The organism is Pseudomonas sp. LY-1, from assembly GCF_053502595.1.
The window spans coordinates 2,837,152-2,852,229 of the sequence record NZ_CP094353.1 but is presented as its reverse complement, the minus strand read 5'-3'; the positions used below and the strand labels follow the sequence as shown (position 1 = coordinate 2,852,229).

The window sequence follows — 15,078 nt, the reverse complement described above, 5'->3', positions numbered from 1 at the left end:
GTCAGAAAAATTCGGTATAGCGCTGGACTTCCCAGTCGCTCACATGGCGGCTGTATTCCACCCACTCCATGCGCTTGAGTTTGATGAACTCACCCACGATCTGCGGGCCGAGCACCTCGGCGAACAGCGGGTCGGCTTCCAGCGCGTCGCAGGCTTCCTTGAGGGATTGCGGCAAGGTCTTGATGCCGCGCTCGGCGATCTGCTCCAGGCTCAGGCTGTAGAGGTTTTCATTGCAGACGTGGTCGATTTCCAGCTGGCGATCGATACCGTCCAGGCCCGCCGCGATGATCGCGGCGCTGACCAGGTAAGGGTTGCAGCCGGCATCCGGCAGGCGGAACTCCAGGCGGCCGTAAGGCACGCGCACCATGGCCGAACGGTTGTTGGCGCCAAACGCGATAAAGGCCGGGGCCCAGGTGGCGCCGGACAGCGAGTGGCCCACCACCAGGCGCTTGTAGGAGTTGACGGTGGGCGCGGCGAACGCACACAGCGCCGGGCCATGGGCGAGCAGGCCGGCGGCGAAGTGATAGGCCAGCTTCGACAGGCCCATGCCGCTCGGGTCGCTGGCGTCGTGGAACAGGTTCTTGTTCTCGGCGCTGCTGATCGACAGATGAAAGTGCATGCCGTTGCCGGCGCGCTTCGGGTCGGGCTTGGGCATGAAGGAACAGATCATGCCCAGGTCATTGGCGATCTCGCCGGCAGCCATGCGGAAGAAGGTGAAACGGTCGGCCGAGGTCAGGGCGTCGCTGTAGGTGTAGTTGATCTCGAACTGGCCGTTGGCGTCTTCGTGGTCGATCTGATAGACCTCGAAATCCACCGCCTGCAAGGCTTCGGTCAGGCGCTCCAGGAATACCCGCGAGCGCGACAGGCCCTTGTAGTCGTAGCAGGGCTTGTCGAGGTTGTCGCTGGGGTCGACCAGTTGCAGCTTGCCCTGCTCGTCGCGGCGCATCAGGTTGAATTCGGGTTCCAGGCCGGTGTTCAGCGTCCAGCCCTTGTCCTGCAGGCGCTGCACCTGCTGCAGCAGCACGTAGCGGCTATCAAAGGGATGGGGCTTGCCGTCGACATGCCCGACGCACACCACGCGCCCGTAACCCGGCTGCCAGGGCACCGGGGTCAGCGTGGACAGGTCACCCCGCGCCATGAAGTCCGGGCCGTGGGGTTCCATGCCCATGCCGCTGATGGCAAACCCGGCAAACCCGGCGCCCTCTTCGGCCACCGTTTTGAGCCCGCAAATCGGCACCGACTTGGTCTTGGCCGCACCGTGTATATCCACAAACTGCGCAAGCACGTACTTGATGCCGTACTTGTCGATGATGCGCTGGGTTTCTGCTGGCAACATTGCGTGTCACTCCTCGCGAAAGGCAAAACCGTGTGGGTGGGCCTGGACTGTCTTTTTATTCCTAAAAAGAAAGTTAGTTTCTCCACAGGAATGCAATACCCTTGCCAGATTCGCGAGCGGCCGATTGAAGTGCCGGTGAAAGCGCTTTTGTGCTGTATATATGGGAAAATTGTTTTCCCCGTGGGAATACGTGCCTGGGCACGGCCGCCAAGCGCCGTTGCTTGCACTTTCCTAGTGCGAAACTAATATTACTGAACGGAAAGCGTGCAGGATCTGATGACTATGTCCACCGAAACCGCCCCCCGCCTCAAACTCGAGCAATACCTGGGTTTGCAGATCAAACGCCAGCGCCAGGCCCAGGACCTGAAGCTGTCCGACGTGGCGAAGATTGCCGATATCAGCCAGGGCATGTTGAGCAAGATCGAAAACGCCCAGGTCTCCACCAGCCTCGACACCCTCAGCCGCCTGTGCGATGTGCTCGGGCTGCCGTTATCGAAATTGTTCGCCGAATACGATCAACAGGACGGCAGTGCCTTGCTGGTCAAGGCCGACCAAGGCATGGAAGTGGTGCGCCGGGGGACGGAAAAGGGGCATACCTACCATCTGCTCAACCATACCCGGGGGCCGAAGAAGAGCTTCGAGGCGTACATGGTCAGCATGGATGACGCCAGCGAGGAGTTCCCGACCTTTGCCCACCCTGGGACCGAGTTTCTGCACTTGTTGGAAGGGGAGCTGATTTATCGGCATGGGAATCAGCTGTATCGGATGGAAGCCGGCGACAGCCTGACGTTCGAGGGCGAGATTCCCCATGGGCCGGAGCAATTGGTGCGGGTGCCGATTCGCCTGCTGTCGATCATGAACTACGGCAACGACAAAGAATAATCCGGACTCGCGATACACCTGAAGCACAGAGATCCAATTGTGGGAGGGGGCTTGCCCCCGATGAGGGGGGGCAGTGAAAGATGCATTCACTGACACTCCCTCATCGGGGGCAAGCCCCCTCCCACATTTTTAACAGCGTTCGATGCCGCTGGGCCTGTAGAAAATTTCCCCTCAGTTAAAAAACTTTCCCAAAACCCCTAGACGCCCCGCGTCCATTCCCCTATAAAGCCACTTCAGGAATATTTTATTCCTCATAAGAAAATGCGCTCACGAAATGAGCCTGCTGTCCTCTGACGTTTTTTCGCTATGCGATGAGCTGCCGCCATCATCCCGAGGACGTGTCATGCAACACGAAAAAAACCATTTCATCATCAAGGTCACTTGTCCCGCGGTGTCCGGCATTGTCGCTGCCGTCACCACGTACCTGGCGGACAACGCGTGCTACATCGGGGAGATGGCGCAGTTCGATGATGACTTCAGCGGTCGCTTCTTCATGCGTGCCGTGTTCCGTTTCAACGATGGGCACGCCGGCGACCTGGAACAGATCCGCGCCGGTTTCGCCGACGTCGCCCAGGCCTTCGACATGCAGTGGGCGCTGTACGACACCCGCGAGCCGATGCGCGTGCTGCTGATGGTGAGCAAGTTCGACCATTGCCTCACCGACCTGCTCTACCGCTACCACAAGGGCGAGATGGACATGACCATCACCGCCATCGTCTCCAACCACCTCGACCTGCGGCCCATGGCCGAGCGCGAGGGCATCCGCTTTATCTACCTGCCCGTGACCAAGGACACCAAGGCCGCGCAGGAAGCCGAGCTGATGAAGATCGTCGACGACACCCGCACCGAACTGGTGGTGTTGGCGCGCTACATGCAGATCCTCTCCGACGACCTGTGCCGGCAACTGTCGGGGCGCGCGATCAATATCCACCATTCGTTCCTGCCCGGTTTCAAAGGCGCCAAGCCCTATCACCAGGCCTATCAGCGTGGCGTGAAGTTGATCGGCGCCACCGCGCATTATGTGACCAGCGACCTGGATGAGGGCCCGATCATCGAGCAGGAAGTGCAGCGCGTGGACCACGTGTACAAGCCCGACGACCTCGTCGCCATCGGCCGCGACACCGAAACCGTGGCCCTGTCCAAGGCGGTCAAGTACCACCTGGAGCATCGGGTGTTCCTCAACCAGGACAGAACGGTGGTGTTCCGGTGAGCGCGCCCAAACTGATCGACGGCAAAGCCGCCGCCGCACGGGTACTGCTGCAAGTGCGCGAAGACGTGGCGCGCCTGCACGAGCAAGCCATTCAACCGGCCCTGGCGGTGATCCTGGTGGGCAACGACGCCGCCAGCCAGGTGTATGTGCGCAACAAGATCCTGCGCGCCGAAGAAGTGGGCATCCGCTCCGTGGAGCATCGGCTGCCCAGCGACACCAGCACCGAACAACTGTTGATCCTGATCACCCAGTTGAATGCCGACCCGGCGATCCACGGCATTCTCCTGCAATTGCCGCTGCCCAAGCAGATGGACGAACTGCGCGCCCTGGAAGCCATCGCGCCGCAGAAAGACGTCGACGGTTTCCACAGCCAGAACGTCGGCGGCCTCAGCCAGGGGCGCGCCGTGCTCACGCCCTGCACGCCCAGCGGTTGCCTGTACCTGCTGGAGCAAACCTGTGGCGACCTGCGCGGTAAACACGCGGTGGTGGTCGGCCGCTCGAACATCGTCGGCAAGCCCATGGCGGCGCTGCTGCTCAAGGCCGATTGCTCGGTGACGGTGTTGCACTCGCGCAGCCACAACGCCCAGGCCCTGTGCCGCCAGGCCGACATCGTGATCGCCGCCGTGGGCCGCCCACGCTTGATCGATGCCAGCTGGCTCAAGCCCGGCGCGGTGGTGATCGACGTCGGCATCAACCGTATCGATGACGACGGCCGCAGCCGCCTGGTGGGCGATGTCGACTTCGACGCCGCCCTGCCCCACGTCGCCGCCATCACCCCGGTCCCCGGCGGTGTCGGCCCGATGACCATTGCCTTCCTGATGAAAAACACCGTGACCGCCGCCCTTGCGCAACATCACGCCCTACGCAGCCAATCGGAGGCCGTATGCCATTCAATCTATTGAAATACGGGCTGAGTTCGGAGTACCCGGTGGAGGTGGATCTGCCGCCGCCCAAAGAACTCAAGTCGAGTTACGACGTGGTGATCATCGGCGCCGGCGGCCACGGCCTGGCGACCGCCTACTACCTGGCCAAGTACCACGGCATCAGCAACATTGCCGTGCTGGAAAAGTCCTATCTGGGCGGCGGCAACACCGCGCGTAACACAGCGGTGATCCGCTCCAACTACCTGACCAGCGAAGGGGTGCGCTTCTACGCCGAGTCAGTGAAGATGTTCCAGGCGCTGTCCAACGAATTCGATTTCAACATCATGTATTCCGAGCGCGGCCAACTGACCCTGGCCCACACGGACGCCACCGTGCGTTCGTTCCGCCAGCGCGCCGAGGTCAACAAGCACTTCGGCGGGCGCACCGAGATGATCGACCGCCAGCAGATCCGCGAACTGGTGCCCAGCCTCAACCTCGACCCCGGCCACCTGCCGGTGCTCGCCGGGCTCTGGCACATCGACGGCGCCACCGCGCGCCACGATGCCGTGGCCTGGGGCTACGCCAAGCAGGCGGCCAAGCGCGGCGTGGAAATCCATCAGCTCACCGAAGTGCAAGACCTGATCATTGAAAACGGCGCCATCACCGCGGTGAAAACCAATCGCGGCACCATCCGGTGCGGCTGCGCGGTGCAGGCGATTGCCGGGCACAGCTCACTGTTGATGGCCAAGGCCGGCATCCGCTCGCCGATCCAGACCTTCCCGCTGCAGGCCATGGTCACCCAGCCGTTCAAGCCGTTCCTCGACCCGCTGGTGAGTTCCTCGGCCCTGCACTGCTACGTGCAGCAAACCAGTCGCGGCGAAGTGGTGTTCGGCGGCGGTTCCGACCCCTACCCGCTGTTCAACACACGCTCGACCCTGGACCTCAAGGAAAGCCTGCTGGCCCATGCCATCGAGATGTTCCCGTTCCTGGCCAACGCCAAGTTGATGCGCCAGTGGGCCGGGATCACCGACATGACCCCGGACTACAGCCCGATCATGGGCCTGTCGCCGGTGAAGAATTACTACCTCGACGCCGGTTGGGGCACCTGGGGTTTCAAGGCCACGCCGATCTGCGGCAAGACCATGGCCGAGTTGGTCGCCAGCGGCGGCAAGGTGCCGGAGCTGATCAAACCCTTTGGCCTGGAACGTTTCTCGACCTTCCAGCAAGTCAATGAGATGGGCGCCACGGCGGCCAGTCACTGATGGAGAGCGGACTATGAAAATCATGATGTGCCCGCTCAACGGGCCGCGCAATATCAGCGAGTTCACCTACGGCGGCGAGTTCAAGCCCATGCCCGATCCGGTCAACTGCAGCGACGCCGAATGGGCCGACTACGTGTTCAACACCGACAACCTCGCCGGTGTAGTGCGTGAATGGTGGATGCACACGCCGTCCAGCTACTGGTTCCTCGCCGAGCGCCACACCGTCACCGACGAGATCCTGCGCACCTTCGACCCCAGGGAATTGTTCAACACGCGCGTCGACTTCAACACCGCCAAGGAGATCGCCGGATGAACCGCCTCCCCGCCCCCATGGGCCTGCTGATCCAACGCGATCAGCCACTCGATTTCAGTTTCGACGGCCACCCCTACCAGGGTCTGCAGGGCGACAGCATCGCCAGCGCCCTGCTCGCCAACGGGCGCTTTCTGATGTCGCGCTCGTTCAAATACCACCGCCCACGCGGGCCGCTGAGCATGGCCGGCCAGGACGCCAACAGCCTGGTGCAATTGCCCCAGGAACCCAATGTGCTGGCCGATGCCCACGCACTGAGCAACGGCCTGGCGGTGACCGCGCAGAACGTCAACGGCACGCTGGACCACGACCGCGATGCCTATATGGGCAAGTTCTCCAAATTTATGCCGGTGGGTTTCTACTACCGCTCGTTCTACAAGCCCAAGGGCATGTGGAAAGTGTGGGAGCCGATCATCCGTAAAAAAGCCGGCCTGGGCGTGCTCGACCTGAACTTCCAGCCCGAGTACTACGACAAGGCTTACCTGTTCACCGACCTCGCCGTCATCGGCGCCGGCCCCGCCGGCTTGCAGGCGGCGCTGACCGCCGCGAATGCCGGGGCGAAGGTGCTGCTGATCGAGCAGCAGCCGATCCTCGGCGGTTCGCTCACTTATGCGCGCTTCGATATCGCCGGCACCCGCGCCGACAACCTGCGCCGCGAATTGCTCAGCGCGGTGCAGCAACACGCGAATATCCAGGTACTCACCGAGGCCACCTGCAACGCCTGGTTCACCGACAACTACCTGCCGGTGATCCAGGGCAAGCGCCTGTACAAGGTGCGCGCGCAGCAGTGCCTGGTGTGCAGCGGCTCGTTCGACCAGCCGGTGATCTTTCGCAACAACGACCTGCCAGGGGTGATGCTGACCAGCGCCGCGCAACGCCTGATCAAGCTCTACGCCGTCAAGCCCGGCAAACGCGCGGTGGTGCTCACCGGCAACGATGACGGTTACCTCGCCGCCCTCGACCTGCATGACCAGGGCGTGGACGTCGCCGCCGTGATCGACCTGCGCCACGCCCCCGCCGACCAGGCCATGGCCGGCGCGCTGGCGCAGCGCAAGATCCGTTGCCTGACTAACAGCACGGTGTTCGAGGCCTTGCATGAAAAAGGCCTGCGCCATGTGAAGGGTGTCGATGTGCGCCAGATCACCGCTCAGGGCCAGGTCAGTGACAAGGGGCAGGTGATCGACTGCGACCTGCTGTGCATGTCGGCCGGCTATATGCCGGTGTACCAACTGCTGTGCCAGGCCGGCGGCAAATTGGCCTATGAGGACTCGCGTGCAGAGTTCAGCCTCAGCGGCCTGCCGCAGAACCTGAATGTGGCCGGTTCGGTCCACGGTCGGCACCAACTGGACAATGTGCTGGCGAACGCGAGCAACGCCGCCCACGACATCGCCTTCGCCCTCGGCTTGAGCCCTGCCGCAGCGCCTACCCCGCTGCGTAGCGAAGCCCAGGTCAACTTCAACTGGCCGATCTTCCCGCACCCCAAGGGCAAGGATTTCGTCGACTTCGACGAAGACCTGCAAGTGGCGGATATCGTCAACGCCACCCGCATCGGCTACCGCGATGTGCAGTTGGTGAAACGCTACTCCACCGTCGGCATGGGCCCGTCCCAGGGCCGCCACTCGGCGTTGCCGACTGCGCGCCTGGTGGCCTGGGCGACCCAGCGCAATATCAGCGAAATCGGGGTCACCACCGCACGGCCGCCGTTCGTGGCGGAGAAACTCGCCCACGTCGCCGGGCGCGCCTTCGACCCCTACCGGCAAACGCCGATGCATGCGCGGCACCTGCAGGCCGGGGCGAAGATGATGCCCGCCGGCATCTGGCAGCGCCCGGCCTATTACGGCAAGGCCGAGGACCGCGACGCCTGCATGCAGGCCGAGGCCCTGCATGTGCGCAACAAGGTCGGGCTGATCGATGTGTCCACCCTCGGCGGCCTGGACGTGCGCGGCCCGGATGCCGCCGAACTGCTCAACCGGATGTACACCTTCGCATTTCTCAAGCAGCCGGTGGGCCGTTCGCGTTATGCGCTGATGACCAATGAACACGGGGTGGTGATCGACGACGGCGTGTGCGCGCGGCTGGCCGACAAGCACTTCTACGTCACCGCCACCACCAGCGGCGTCGACCGCATCTACCAGCAGATGCTCAAGTGGAACGCGCAATGGCGCCTGGACGTGGATGTGGCCAACGTCACCGCCGCGATCTGTGCGGTGAACGTGGCCGGGCCGGATTCGCGCAAGGTGCTGGAACAACTGTGCAGCGACCTCGACCTGAGCGCCGAGGGTTTCCCTTACCTCGGCGTGCGCCAGGGCACGGTGGCCGGGATCAAGGCGCGGCTGCTGCGGGTCGGTTTCGTCGGCGAACTGGGTTATGAAATCCACGTTGCCGCACGTCATGGCCTGGCATTGTGGGATGCGTTGATGGCCGCCGGCAAAGCCTTCGACATTCGTCCCTTCGGCGTCGAAACCCAGCGCCTGCTGCGCCTGGAAAAAGGCCACGTGATCATCAGCCAGGACACCGACGGCATGACCCACCCGGCGGAAATCGACATGGGCTGGGCGGTCAGCCGCAACAAACCGTTCTTCGTCGGCCGCCGCTCGGTGGACATCCTCGAAGCCCAGCCGCTGAAACGCAAACTGGTCGGCTTCAGCTTGCCCAAGGGCAGCGTGCAGCCGCTGGAAGGCCACCTGGTGCTCAACGGCCCGGACATCAGCGGCAACGTCACCTCGTGTGAATACTCCGCCAGCCTGGGCCGGATCATCGGCCTGGCCTATGCGGGGATCGACCAGAGCACACCGGGGCAATGCATTCCGATTCGCGTCGAGGGCGGCATCGTCGTCCAGGCCGAGGTGGTGCAGTTGCCGTTCTTCGATCCCGCCAACCAACGCCAGGAGGGTTAAGCCATGACCAGTCTGAAAGCCCACGAATTGCTCACGCAGCCCTGCCGCCTGATCGACCAGACCGACCTGCCCCGGGTCGGCTTTCGCGGCGCACACAGCGCCGAGTACCTCACGGCCCGCGGCTTCACCCTGCCCGACGCGCCCAACCGAGCGACCGCGCAGGCGGACGGCAGCTGGGTGGCGCGCCTGTCACAGAACGAATACCTGCTGCTGGGCAGCCCGGCGGACCAGGGCCAGCGCATCGCCGATGAAGAAGCGCGCTGGGAACTCGACCACCGCGCCCACTACCTGCTGCCGCGCCAGGACAGTCATGCTTGCGTGCTGCTCAGCGGCGCGGTGATTGCCCAAGTGATGGCCAAGCTGTGCGGCGTCGATCTCAGTTTTCCGGCCTTCAAGCCGGGAGCGGTGGCGCAGACGGCGGCGGCACGGATCAATGTGATCGTCATCCACTCGGGAAGCGTGGACGCGCCAGCGTTCCACATCCTCTGGGACCGCGCCTCGAAGGACTACTTCGACGGCGCGTTGCGGGATGCGTTGGAGGAGTTTGGCGGGGTGGGGCTTGCCGATCGCGCGTAAAACCAGGGTCAACGCGGCGCTCTCGGGTTTTTCGCGAGCAAGCTCGCTCCTACAGATGACCCCGTCACCGTAGGAGCGGAGCTTGCTCGCGAGGAACGTTAACGATGACGCGGTAAGCCAGGATTAACGCAGCGGCATCAGGTTTTTCGCGAGCAAGCTCGCTCCTACAGATGACCCCGTCGCCGTAGGAGCGGAGCTTGCCCGCGAGGGTCGTTAACGATGACGCGGTAAGCCAGGGTCAACGCCGCGCTCTCGCCAGAAAAACCTGTTCAGTCGGTATACCCCAACCGCCCCGCCCTGACCGCCTGCGTGTGCTGTCGCGTCGCCAGGCAGCAATCGATGAGGATCACGCCCGACAGCGCCACACGCCCCCCAGTTTTTCACACGACTGATCCGTAGCTCTGGCGCTAATCTGATCTGCTAATGTGCCGCATGGCCAATAGCCATTTATCGCCTTTACCCCAGTATTTATTGGATACAAGACCAAGAATTGACGTTCATCGGGCGATTGAAAAAGCAGTTGCATGCTTTGTATTACGGTATACCATCATACCTACAAGCTTATAAAAACCGCTCCACCGCCGAGGACCGTCCCATGATCGATGCCGCTATCTACAAACAAGTGATGGGTTCGTTTCCGTCCGGGGTCACCGTGATCACCACGCTCGATGACGACGGGCAAATCGTCGGGCTGACCGCCAGTGCTTTCAGTTCGTTGTCGATGGACCCGGCGCTGGTGCTGTTCTGCCCCAACTACAGCTCCGACTCGTACCCGGTGTTGATCAAGAACAAACGCTTTGCCATCCATGTGCTCTCCGGCGGCCAGCAAACCGAAGCGTATGCCTTTGCGCGCAAGGGCAAAGACAAGGCCCAAGGCCTCGAATGGACGCTCAGCGAGCGGGGCAATCCGATCCTGGCGAATGCCACGGCGGTGATCGAATGCGAGCTGTGGCGCGAGTACGAAGGCGGCGACCACGCGATCATGGTCGGCTCGGTGAAGAACCTCATCGTGCCCCAACAGAACGCCGGACCACTGGTGTATTGCCACGGCAAGATGGGCGCATTGCCCATGCCGGTTTAAGCCACACATCCAATCATGTGGGAGGGGGCTTGCCCCCGATGGCGGAGGAACAGCCAGCTTATCTGTAGCTGAACCACCGCTATCGGGGGCAAGCCCCCTCCCACAGTTTGAGAACCTCATCGTGCCCCAACAGAACGCCGCGCCATTGGTGTATTGCCACGGCAAGATGGGCGCATTGCCCATGCCGGCTTAAGCCACACATCCAATCATGTGGGAGGGGGCTTGCCCCGATGGCGGAGGAACAGCCAGCTTATCTGTAGCTGACCCACCGCTATCGGGGGCAAGCCCCCTCCCACAGTTTGAGAACCTCATCGTGCCCCAACAGAACGCCGGACCACTGGTGTATTGCCACGGCAAGATGGGCGCATTGCCCATGCCGGCTTAAGCCACACATCCAATCATGTGGGAGGGGGCTTGCCCCCGATGGCGGAGGAACAGCCAGCTTATCTGTAGCTGAACCACCGCTATCGGGGGCAAGCCCCCTCCCACAGTTTGATTGCGGGGTGTCAGCCCCTCCCAGTGGCGTGAGACCACGCGATCATGGTCGGCTCGGTGAAGAACCTCATGCACGTTGAGGATGATCAGCACAGCCACCAGAATCACCGGTAGGCTGGCAACCACCGCAAAGGCCAGGATCAGTTTTTGTTTTATGTTCATCAGGCTCGCCTTCCTTGTGAGGTGAGGGTGTAACCGTTGGAGAGAAAAGTTTTGTGGATATTCCATATTATGGTATACCAACAATCAATCCGCCGAACAGCCGTTATCCCCGGCAAGCGTTACAACGGCGAGAGCACTTAGGGGCCCGCGGTCGACAGGCCGATCACAATAGATCCGAGGTAAGCGTCATGAAGTTTTCCCTGTTCGTACACATGGAACGTTGGGACGAGAGCATCAGCCACCGCCAGTTGTTCGAAGACTTGACCGAATTGACCCTGATGGCCGAAGCCGGTGGCTTCAGCACCGTATGGATTGGCGAACACCACGCCATGGAATACACCATCTCGCCAAGCCCAATGCCGTTGCTGGCTTACCTCGCGGCCAAGACCACCACCATTCACCTGGGCGCCGGCACCATCATCGCGCCGTTCTGGCACCCGCTGCGGGTGGCGGGTGAATGCGCCTTGCTTGACGTGATCAGCAACGGCCGCATGGAAGTCGGCCTGGCCCGTGGCGCCTACCAGGTCGAGTTCGACCGCATGGCCGGCGGCATGCCCGCGGCCAGCGGCGGCCAGGCGTTGCGTGAAATGGTCCCGGTGGTGCGCGCGTTGTGGCAAGGCGACTACGCCCACGACGGCGACATCTGGAAATTCCCCATCTCCACCAGTGTGCCCAAGCCCGTACAGAAGCCCAACCCGCCGATGTGGATCGCCGCCCGCGACCCGGACTCCCACAACTTCGCAGTGGCCAACGGCTGCAACGTGATGGTCACGCCGCTGATGAAAGGCGATGAAGAAGTCCTGGACCTGAAAAACAAATTCCAGACCGCCCTCGACAACAACCCCGGCGTGCCGCGCCCGCAATTGATGGTGCTGCGCCACACCCACGTACACGCCGCCGACGACCCGGAAGGCTGGAAAGTCGGGGCCAAGGCGATCTCCAAGTTCTATCGCACCTTCGATGCCTGGTTCGGCAACAAGGAAGTGCCGGTCAATGGCTTCCTGGCGCCAAGCCCAGAAGAAAAATTCGCCGGCCGCCCGGAGTTCGAGCTGGACAGCCTGCACAAGACCGCGATGATCGGCACCGCCGCAGAAATCATCCCGCGCATCAAGTACTACCAGGAACTGGGCGTGGATGAGTTCAGCTTCTGGTGCGACAACAGCCTGCCCCATGCCGAGAAGAAAAAGTCCCTGGCGCTGTTTATCGAGCAGGTCGTGCCAGCGTTTCGTTGATCGGTGAATGACCAAGCCGCTTGCCTCTTCACGGAGCAAGCGGCTTTTTTCTAGGCCGCGCCTTGCTGGTATTCCCGCGGCGTACAGCCAAACTCACGGCGAAACACCGTATGCAGGTACTGCGCCGACTTGAAGCCGCACTGCTGCGCCACATCGGCAATCGCCAGGGCGTGGTTTTCCAGGCCCTTGGCGGCGGCGGCGAGTTTGAAGCGCAGGATCTCGTCATGCACGCTGCACCCGCGTGTCTTGCGAAAGTGCGATTCCAGGGATGAACGCGATACGCCGACATACGCCGCGACCTGGGCGGTCTTGATGCCTTGGCAGGCGTACTGGCGGATGAACAGCAGCGCCTGCATCACATACGGATTGCCCAACGGCTGATGCAAGCTGGAAGCCTGCACATTGATTGCATCCGGTGGCACCAGGATCTGCGTGCCGGTGCAGGGTTTGCCGTGCAGCATCTGATGCAGCAGCGCGGCGGCCGTGCGGCCCATGGTTTCCGTGCCCTGGATCACCGAACTCAGCGGCACCCGCGTGAGGGTGCGGGTCAGCGGGTCGTTGTCGATGCCGATCAACGCCACCTCCTCCGGCACGGCGATACCGGCAGTGAGGCAGGCCTGCAGCAATTGCCGGGCGCGGGCGTCGGTGACGGCGATGATGCCGATGGGCTTGGGCAGGCTTTGCAGCCAGGCGATCTGCTGCTCCACCGCGCTGTCCCACAACGGCGCGCTGGTGCCCAGGCCGCGGTACACCTCCACCGGCAAACCATCACGTTGCAGCAGGCGCTTGAAGGCCGTTTCGCGTTCCTGGGCCCAGCGATTGGCCTGGGCTGGCGGCAGGCTGAAACAGGCAAACCGGGTCAGTCCGGCCTCGATCAAATGCTCATACGCCAGCTTCATCAGCGCATGGTTGTCGGTGGCCACGTAGGGGATGCCCCTGGGGTAGGCACGCGCATCCTCATAGGAACCGCCCACCGCCACCACCGGCAGCTTGATATCGGCCAGTGCCTCGCCGATCAGTGGGTCGTCGAAGTCGGCAATGATGCCGTCGCCCTGCCAACGCTCGATGCCTTTGAGGCGGCACAAAAAATCTTCCTCCAGGAACAAATCCCAGGACGCGCGGGTGCTGCTTAGGTAATTGCCGATGCCGGTGATGATGCCGCGGTCGTAGATTTTGCTGCCGTTGAACAGCAAGGCGATGCGGTGGACGGGCGGTAGGGTTTTCATTGTTTTTGTCCTGAGGCCGGTCGCCACAGGTTAGACCCCGCCACTCAAAATCGCACTACACCTTGACGATTTTCATAATCGCCGGGCCCAGTGCCGTTGCTAGTATCCAGACACCGCCAAGAACAATAAGGAACACGCCATGACGTACTTCCCCGGTGTCGAGAAGGTTCGCTTCGAAGGCCCCGCCAGCGACGCCCCCCTCGCCTTTCGCCACTACGACGCCAACAAACTGATCCTCGGCAAACCGATGCGCGAACACCTGCGCATGGCCGCCTGTTATTGGCACACCTTCGTCTGGCCCGGCGCGGATATGTTTGGCATGGGCACCTTCAAGCGCCCGTGGCAGCGCAGCGGCGAGCCGATGGAAGTGGCGATCGGCAAGGCCGAGGCGGCCTTTGAGTTTTTCTCCAAGTTGGGCATCGACTACTACAGTTTTCACGACACCGACGTGGCGCCGGAAGGCAGCTCGCTCAAGGAGTACCGCAACCACTTCGCGCAGATGGTCGATCACCTCGAACGCCACCAGGAACAGACCGGCGTCAAACTGCTGTGGGGCACCGCCAATTGCTTCAGCAACCCGCGCTTTGCCGCCGGCGCCGCGAGTAACCCGGACCCGGAGGTGTTCGCCTATGCCGCCGCCCAGGTGTGCAGCGCGATGAACGCCACGCTGCGGCTCAAGGGCGCCAATTATGTGCTGTGGGGCGGCCGCGAAGGTTACGAAACCCTGCTCAATACCGACCTCAAGCGCGAGCGCGAACAGCTCGGGCGCTTTATGCACATGGTGGTGGAGCACAAGCACAAGATCGGCTTCAAGGGCGACCTGCTGATCGAACCCAAGCCCCAGGAGCCGACCAAGCACCAATACGATTACGACAGCGCCACGGTGTTCGGCTTCCTGCATGAGTACGGCCTGGAACACGAGATCAAGGTGAATATCGAGGCCAACCACGCGACCCTGGCCGGGCACAGCTTTCATCATGAGATCGCCACCGCCGTGTCCCTCGGGATCTTCGGCAGCATCGACGCCAACCGCGGCGACCCGCAGAACGGCTGGGACACCGACCAGTTCCCCAACAGCGTCGAGGAGATGACCCTCGCGACGTATGAAATCCTCAAGGCCGGCGGCTTCAAGAATGGCGGCTACAACTTCGATTCCAAGGTGCGCCGCCAGAGCCTGGACGAGATCGACCTGTTCCACGGCCACGTCGCCGCCATGGATGTGCTCGCCCTGGCGCTGGAACGCGCGGCGGCGATGGTGCAGAACGATCGGTTGCAGCAGTTCAAGGACCAGCGCTATGCCGGCTGGCAGCAACCGTTGGGCCAGGCGGTACTGGCCGGCGAATTCAGCCTGGAATCCCTGGCCGAACATGCGTTTGCCCACGAACTCAACCCGCAGGCCGTGAGTGGTCGGCAGGAGATGCTGGAGGGCATCGTGAATCGATTTATCTACACCTGATCACGCAGCCCTCTGTGTAGGAGCGAGCTTGCTCGCGAAAAACGTCAACGATGACGCGTGATGCCTGGATAAACGTGTCGAGTTCGCGAT

General features: G+C 62.4%; 13 protein-coding genes and 1 pseudogene. 11 read left to right on the top strand and 3 right to left on the bottom strand.

The features are described 5' to 3' along the window. Position 1: 1 nt before the first annotated feature. Positions 2 to 1,336 carry a type III glutamate--ammonia ligase gene (gene glnT / locus MOQ67_RS13200; RefSeq protein ID WP_104903461.1) on the bottom strand — a complete coding sequence of 445 codons (1,335 nt, stop codon included), beginning with the start codon at positions 1,334 to 1,336 and terminating at the stop codon, positions 2 to 4. Between the two features lie 282 nt (positions 1,337 to 1,618). On the opposite strand from glnT, the gene MOQ67_RS13195 reads away from it, so the two are divergent. The 9 genes and pseudogenes from MOQ67_RS13195 to MOQ67_RS13155 form a co-directional block, all read left to right on the top strand. Next, positions 1,619 to 2,218: a helix-turn-helix domain-containing protein gene (locus MOQ67_RS13195; RefSeq protein ID WP_078834999.1), complete on the top strand. Its 600-nt coding sequence runs from the start codon at positions 1,619 to 1,621 to the stop codon at positions 2,216 to 2,218. Between the two features lie 343 nt (positions 2,219 to 2,561). Then, the gene (purU, locus tag MOQ67_RS13190; protein ID WP_046383918.1) at positions 2,562 to 3,428 is read left to right on the top strand and encodes a formyltetrahydrofolate deformylase; all 867 of its coding nucleotides are present in this window, start codon (positions 2,562 to 2,564) and stop codon (positions 3,426 to 3,428) included. Next, positions 3,425 to 4,330 carry a bifunctional methylenetetrahydrofolate dehydrogenase/methenyltetrahydrofolate cyclohydrolase FolD gene (gene folD / locus MOQ67_RS13185; RefSeq protein WP_198718303.1) on the top strand — a complete coding sequence of 302 codons (906 nt, stop codon included), beginning with the start codon at positions 3,425 to 3,427 and terminating at the stop codon, positions 4,328 to 4,330. The genes purU and folD overlap by 4 nt, the downstream gene beginning before the upstream one ends. Continuing rightward, positions 4,312 to 5,553 (top strand): FAD-dependent oxidoreductase, encoded by a 1,242-nt coding sequence (locus tag MOQ67_RS13180; protein ID WP_046383920.1) that lies wholly within the window; start codon positions 4,312 to 4,314, stop codon positions 5,551 to 5,553. The genes folD and MOQ67_RS13180 overlap by 19 nt, the downstream gene beginning before the upstream one ends. A 13-nt stretch (positions 5,554 to 5,566) precedes the next feature. Further along, complete coding sequence (locus MOQ67_RS13175) at positions 5,567 to 5,866, top strand: sarcosine oxidase subunit delta (RefSeq protein WP_046383921.1); 300 nt, start codon at positions 5,567 to 5,569, stop codon at positions 5,864 to 5,866. Further along, positions 5,863 to 8,760 (top strand): 2Fe-2S iron-sulfur cluster-binding protein, encoded by a 2,898-nt coding sequence (locus MOQ67_RS13170; protein ID WP_448675935.1) that lies wholly within the window; start codon positions 5,863 to 5,865, stop codon positions 8,758 to 8,760. The genes MOQ67_RS13175 and MOQ67_RS13170 overlap by 4 nt, the downstream gene beginning before the upstream one ends. A gap of 3 nt (positions 8,761 to 8,763) precedes the next feature. After that, positions 8,764 to 9,336: a sarcosine oxidase subunit gamma gene (locus MOQ67_RS13165; protein WP_198718305.1), complete on the top strand. Its 573-nt coding sequence runs from the start codon at positions 8,764 to 8,766 to the stop codon at positions 9,334 to 9,336. A 595-nt stretch (positions 9,337 to 9,931) separates the two neighbouring features. Beyond that, complete coding sequence (locus MOQ67_RS13160) at positions 9,932 to 10,417, top strand: flavin reductase family protein (RefSeq protein WP_448675934.1); 486 nt, start codon at positions 9,932 to 9,934, stop codon at positions 10,415 to 10,417. 301 nt (positions 10,418 to 10,718) lie between these two features. Continuing rightward, a pseudogene (locus tag MOQ67_RS13155) lies at positions 10,719 to 10,802 on the top strand (flavin reductase family protein); the annotation flags it as partial. On the opposite strand, the gene MOQ67_RS13150 reads toward MOQ67_RS13155, so the two are convergent. Continuing rightward, complete coding sequence (locus MOQ67_RS13150; protein ID WP_448675968.1) at positions 10,799 to 11,074, bottom strand: hypothetical protein; 276 nt, start codon at positions 11,072 to 11,074, stop codon at positions 10,799 to 10,801. The pseudogene MOQ67_RS13155 and the gene MOQ67_RS13150 sit on opposite strands and share 4 nt — an antisense overlap. A 188-nt stretch (positions 11,075 to 11,262) precedes the next feature. Here MOQ67_RS13150 and MOQ67_RS13145 point away from each other — a divergent pair, with 188 nt between their 5' ends. After that, complete coding sequence (locus tag MOQ67_RS13145) at positions 11,263 to 12,306, top strand: LLM class flavin-dependent oxidoreductase (RefSeq protein WP_198717250.1); 1,044 nt, start codon at positions 11,263 to 11,265, stop codon at positions 12,304 to 12,306. Positions 12,307 to 12,356: 50 nt separating this feature from the next. Here the strand turns inward: MOQ67_RS13145 and MOQ67_RS13140 are convergent, their stop codons facing one another. Further along, positions 12,357 to 13,532: a XylR family transcriptional regulator gene (locus MOQ67_RS13140; RefSeq protein WP_017847898.1), complete on the bottom strand. Its 1,176-nt coding sequence runs from the start codon at positions 13,530 to 13,532 to the stop codon at positions 12,357 to 12,359. A 139-nt stretch (positions 13,533 to 13,671) separates the two neighbouring features. Between MOQ67_RS13140 and xylA the strand changes: the two genes are divergently transcribed. Beyond that, positions 13,672 to 14,988: a xylose isomerase gene (gene xylA, locus MOQ67_RS13135; protein ID WP_017847899.1), complete on the top strand. Its 1,317-nt coding sequence runs from the start codon at positions 13,672 to 13,674 to the stop codon at positions 14,986 to 14,988. Positions 14,989 to 15,078: the final 90 nt, after the last annotated feature.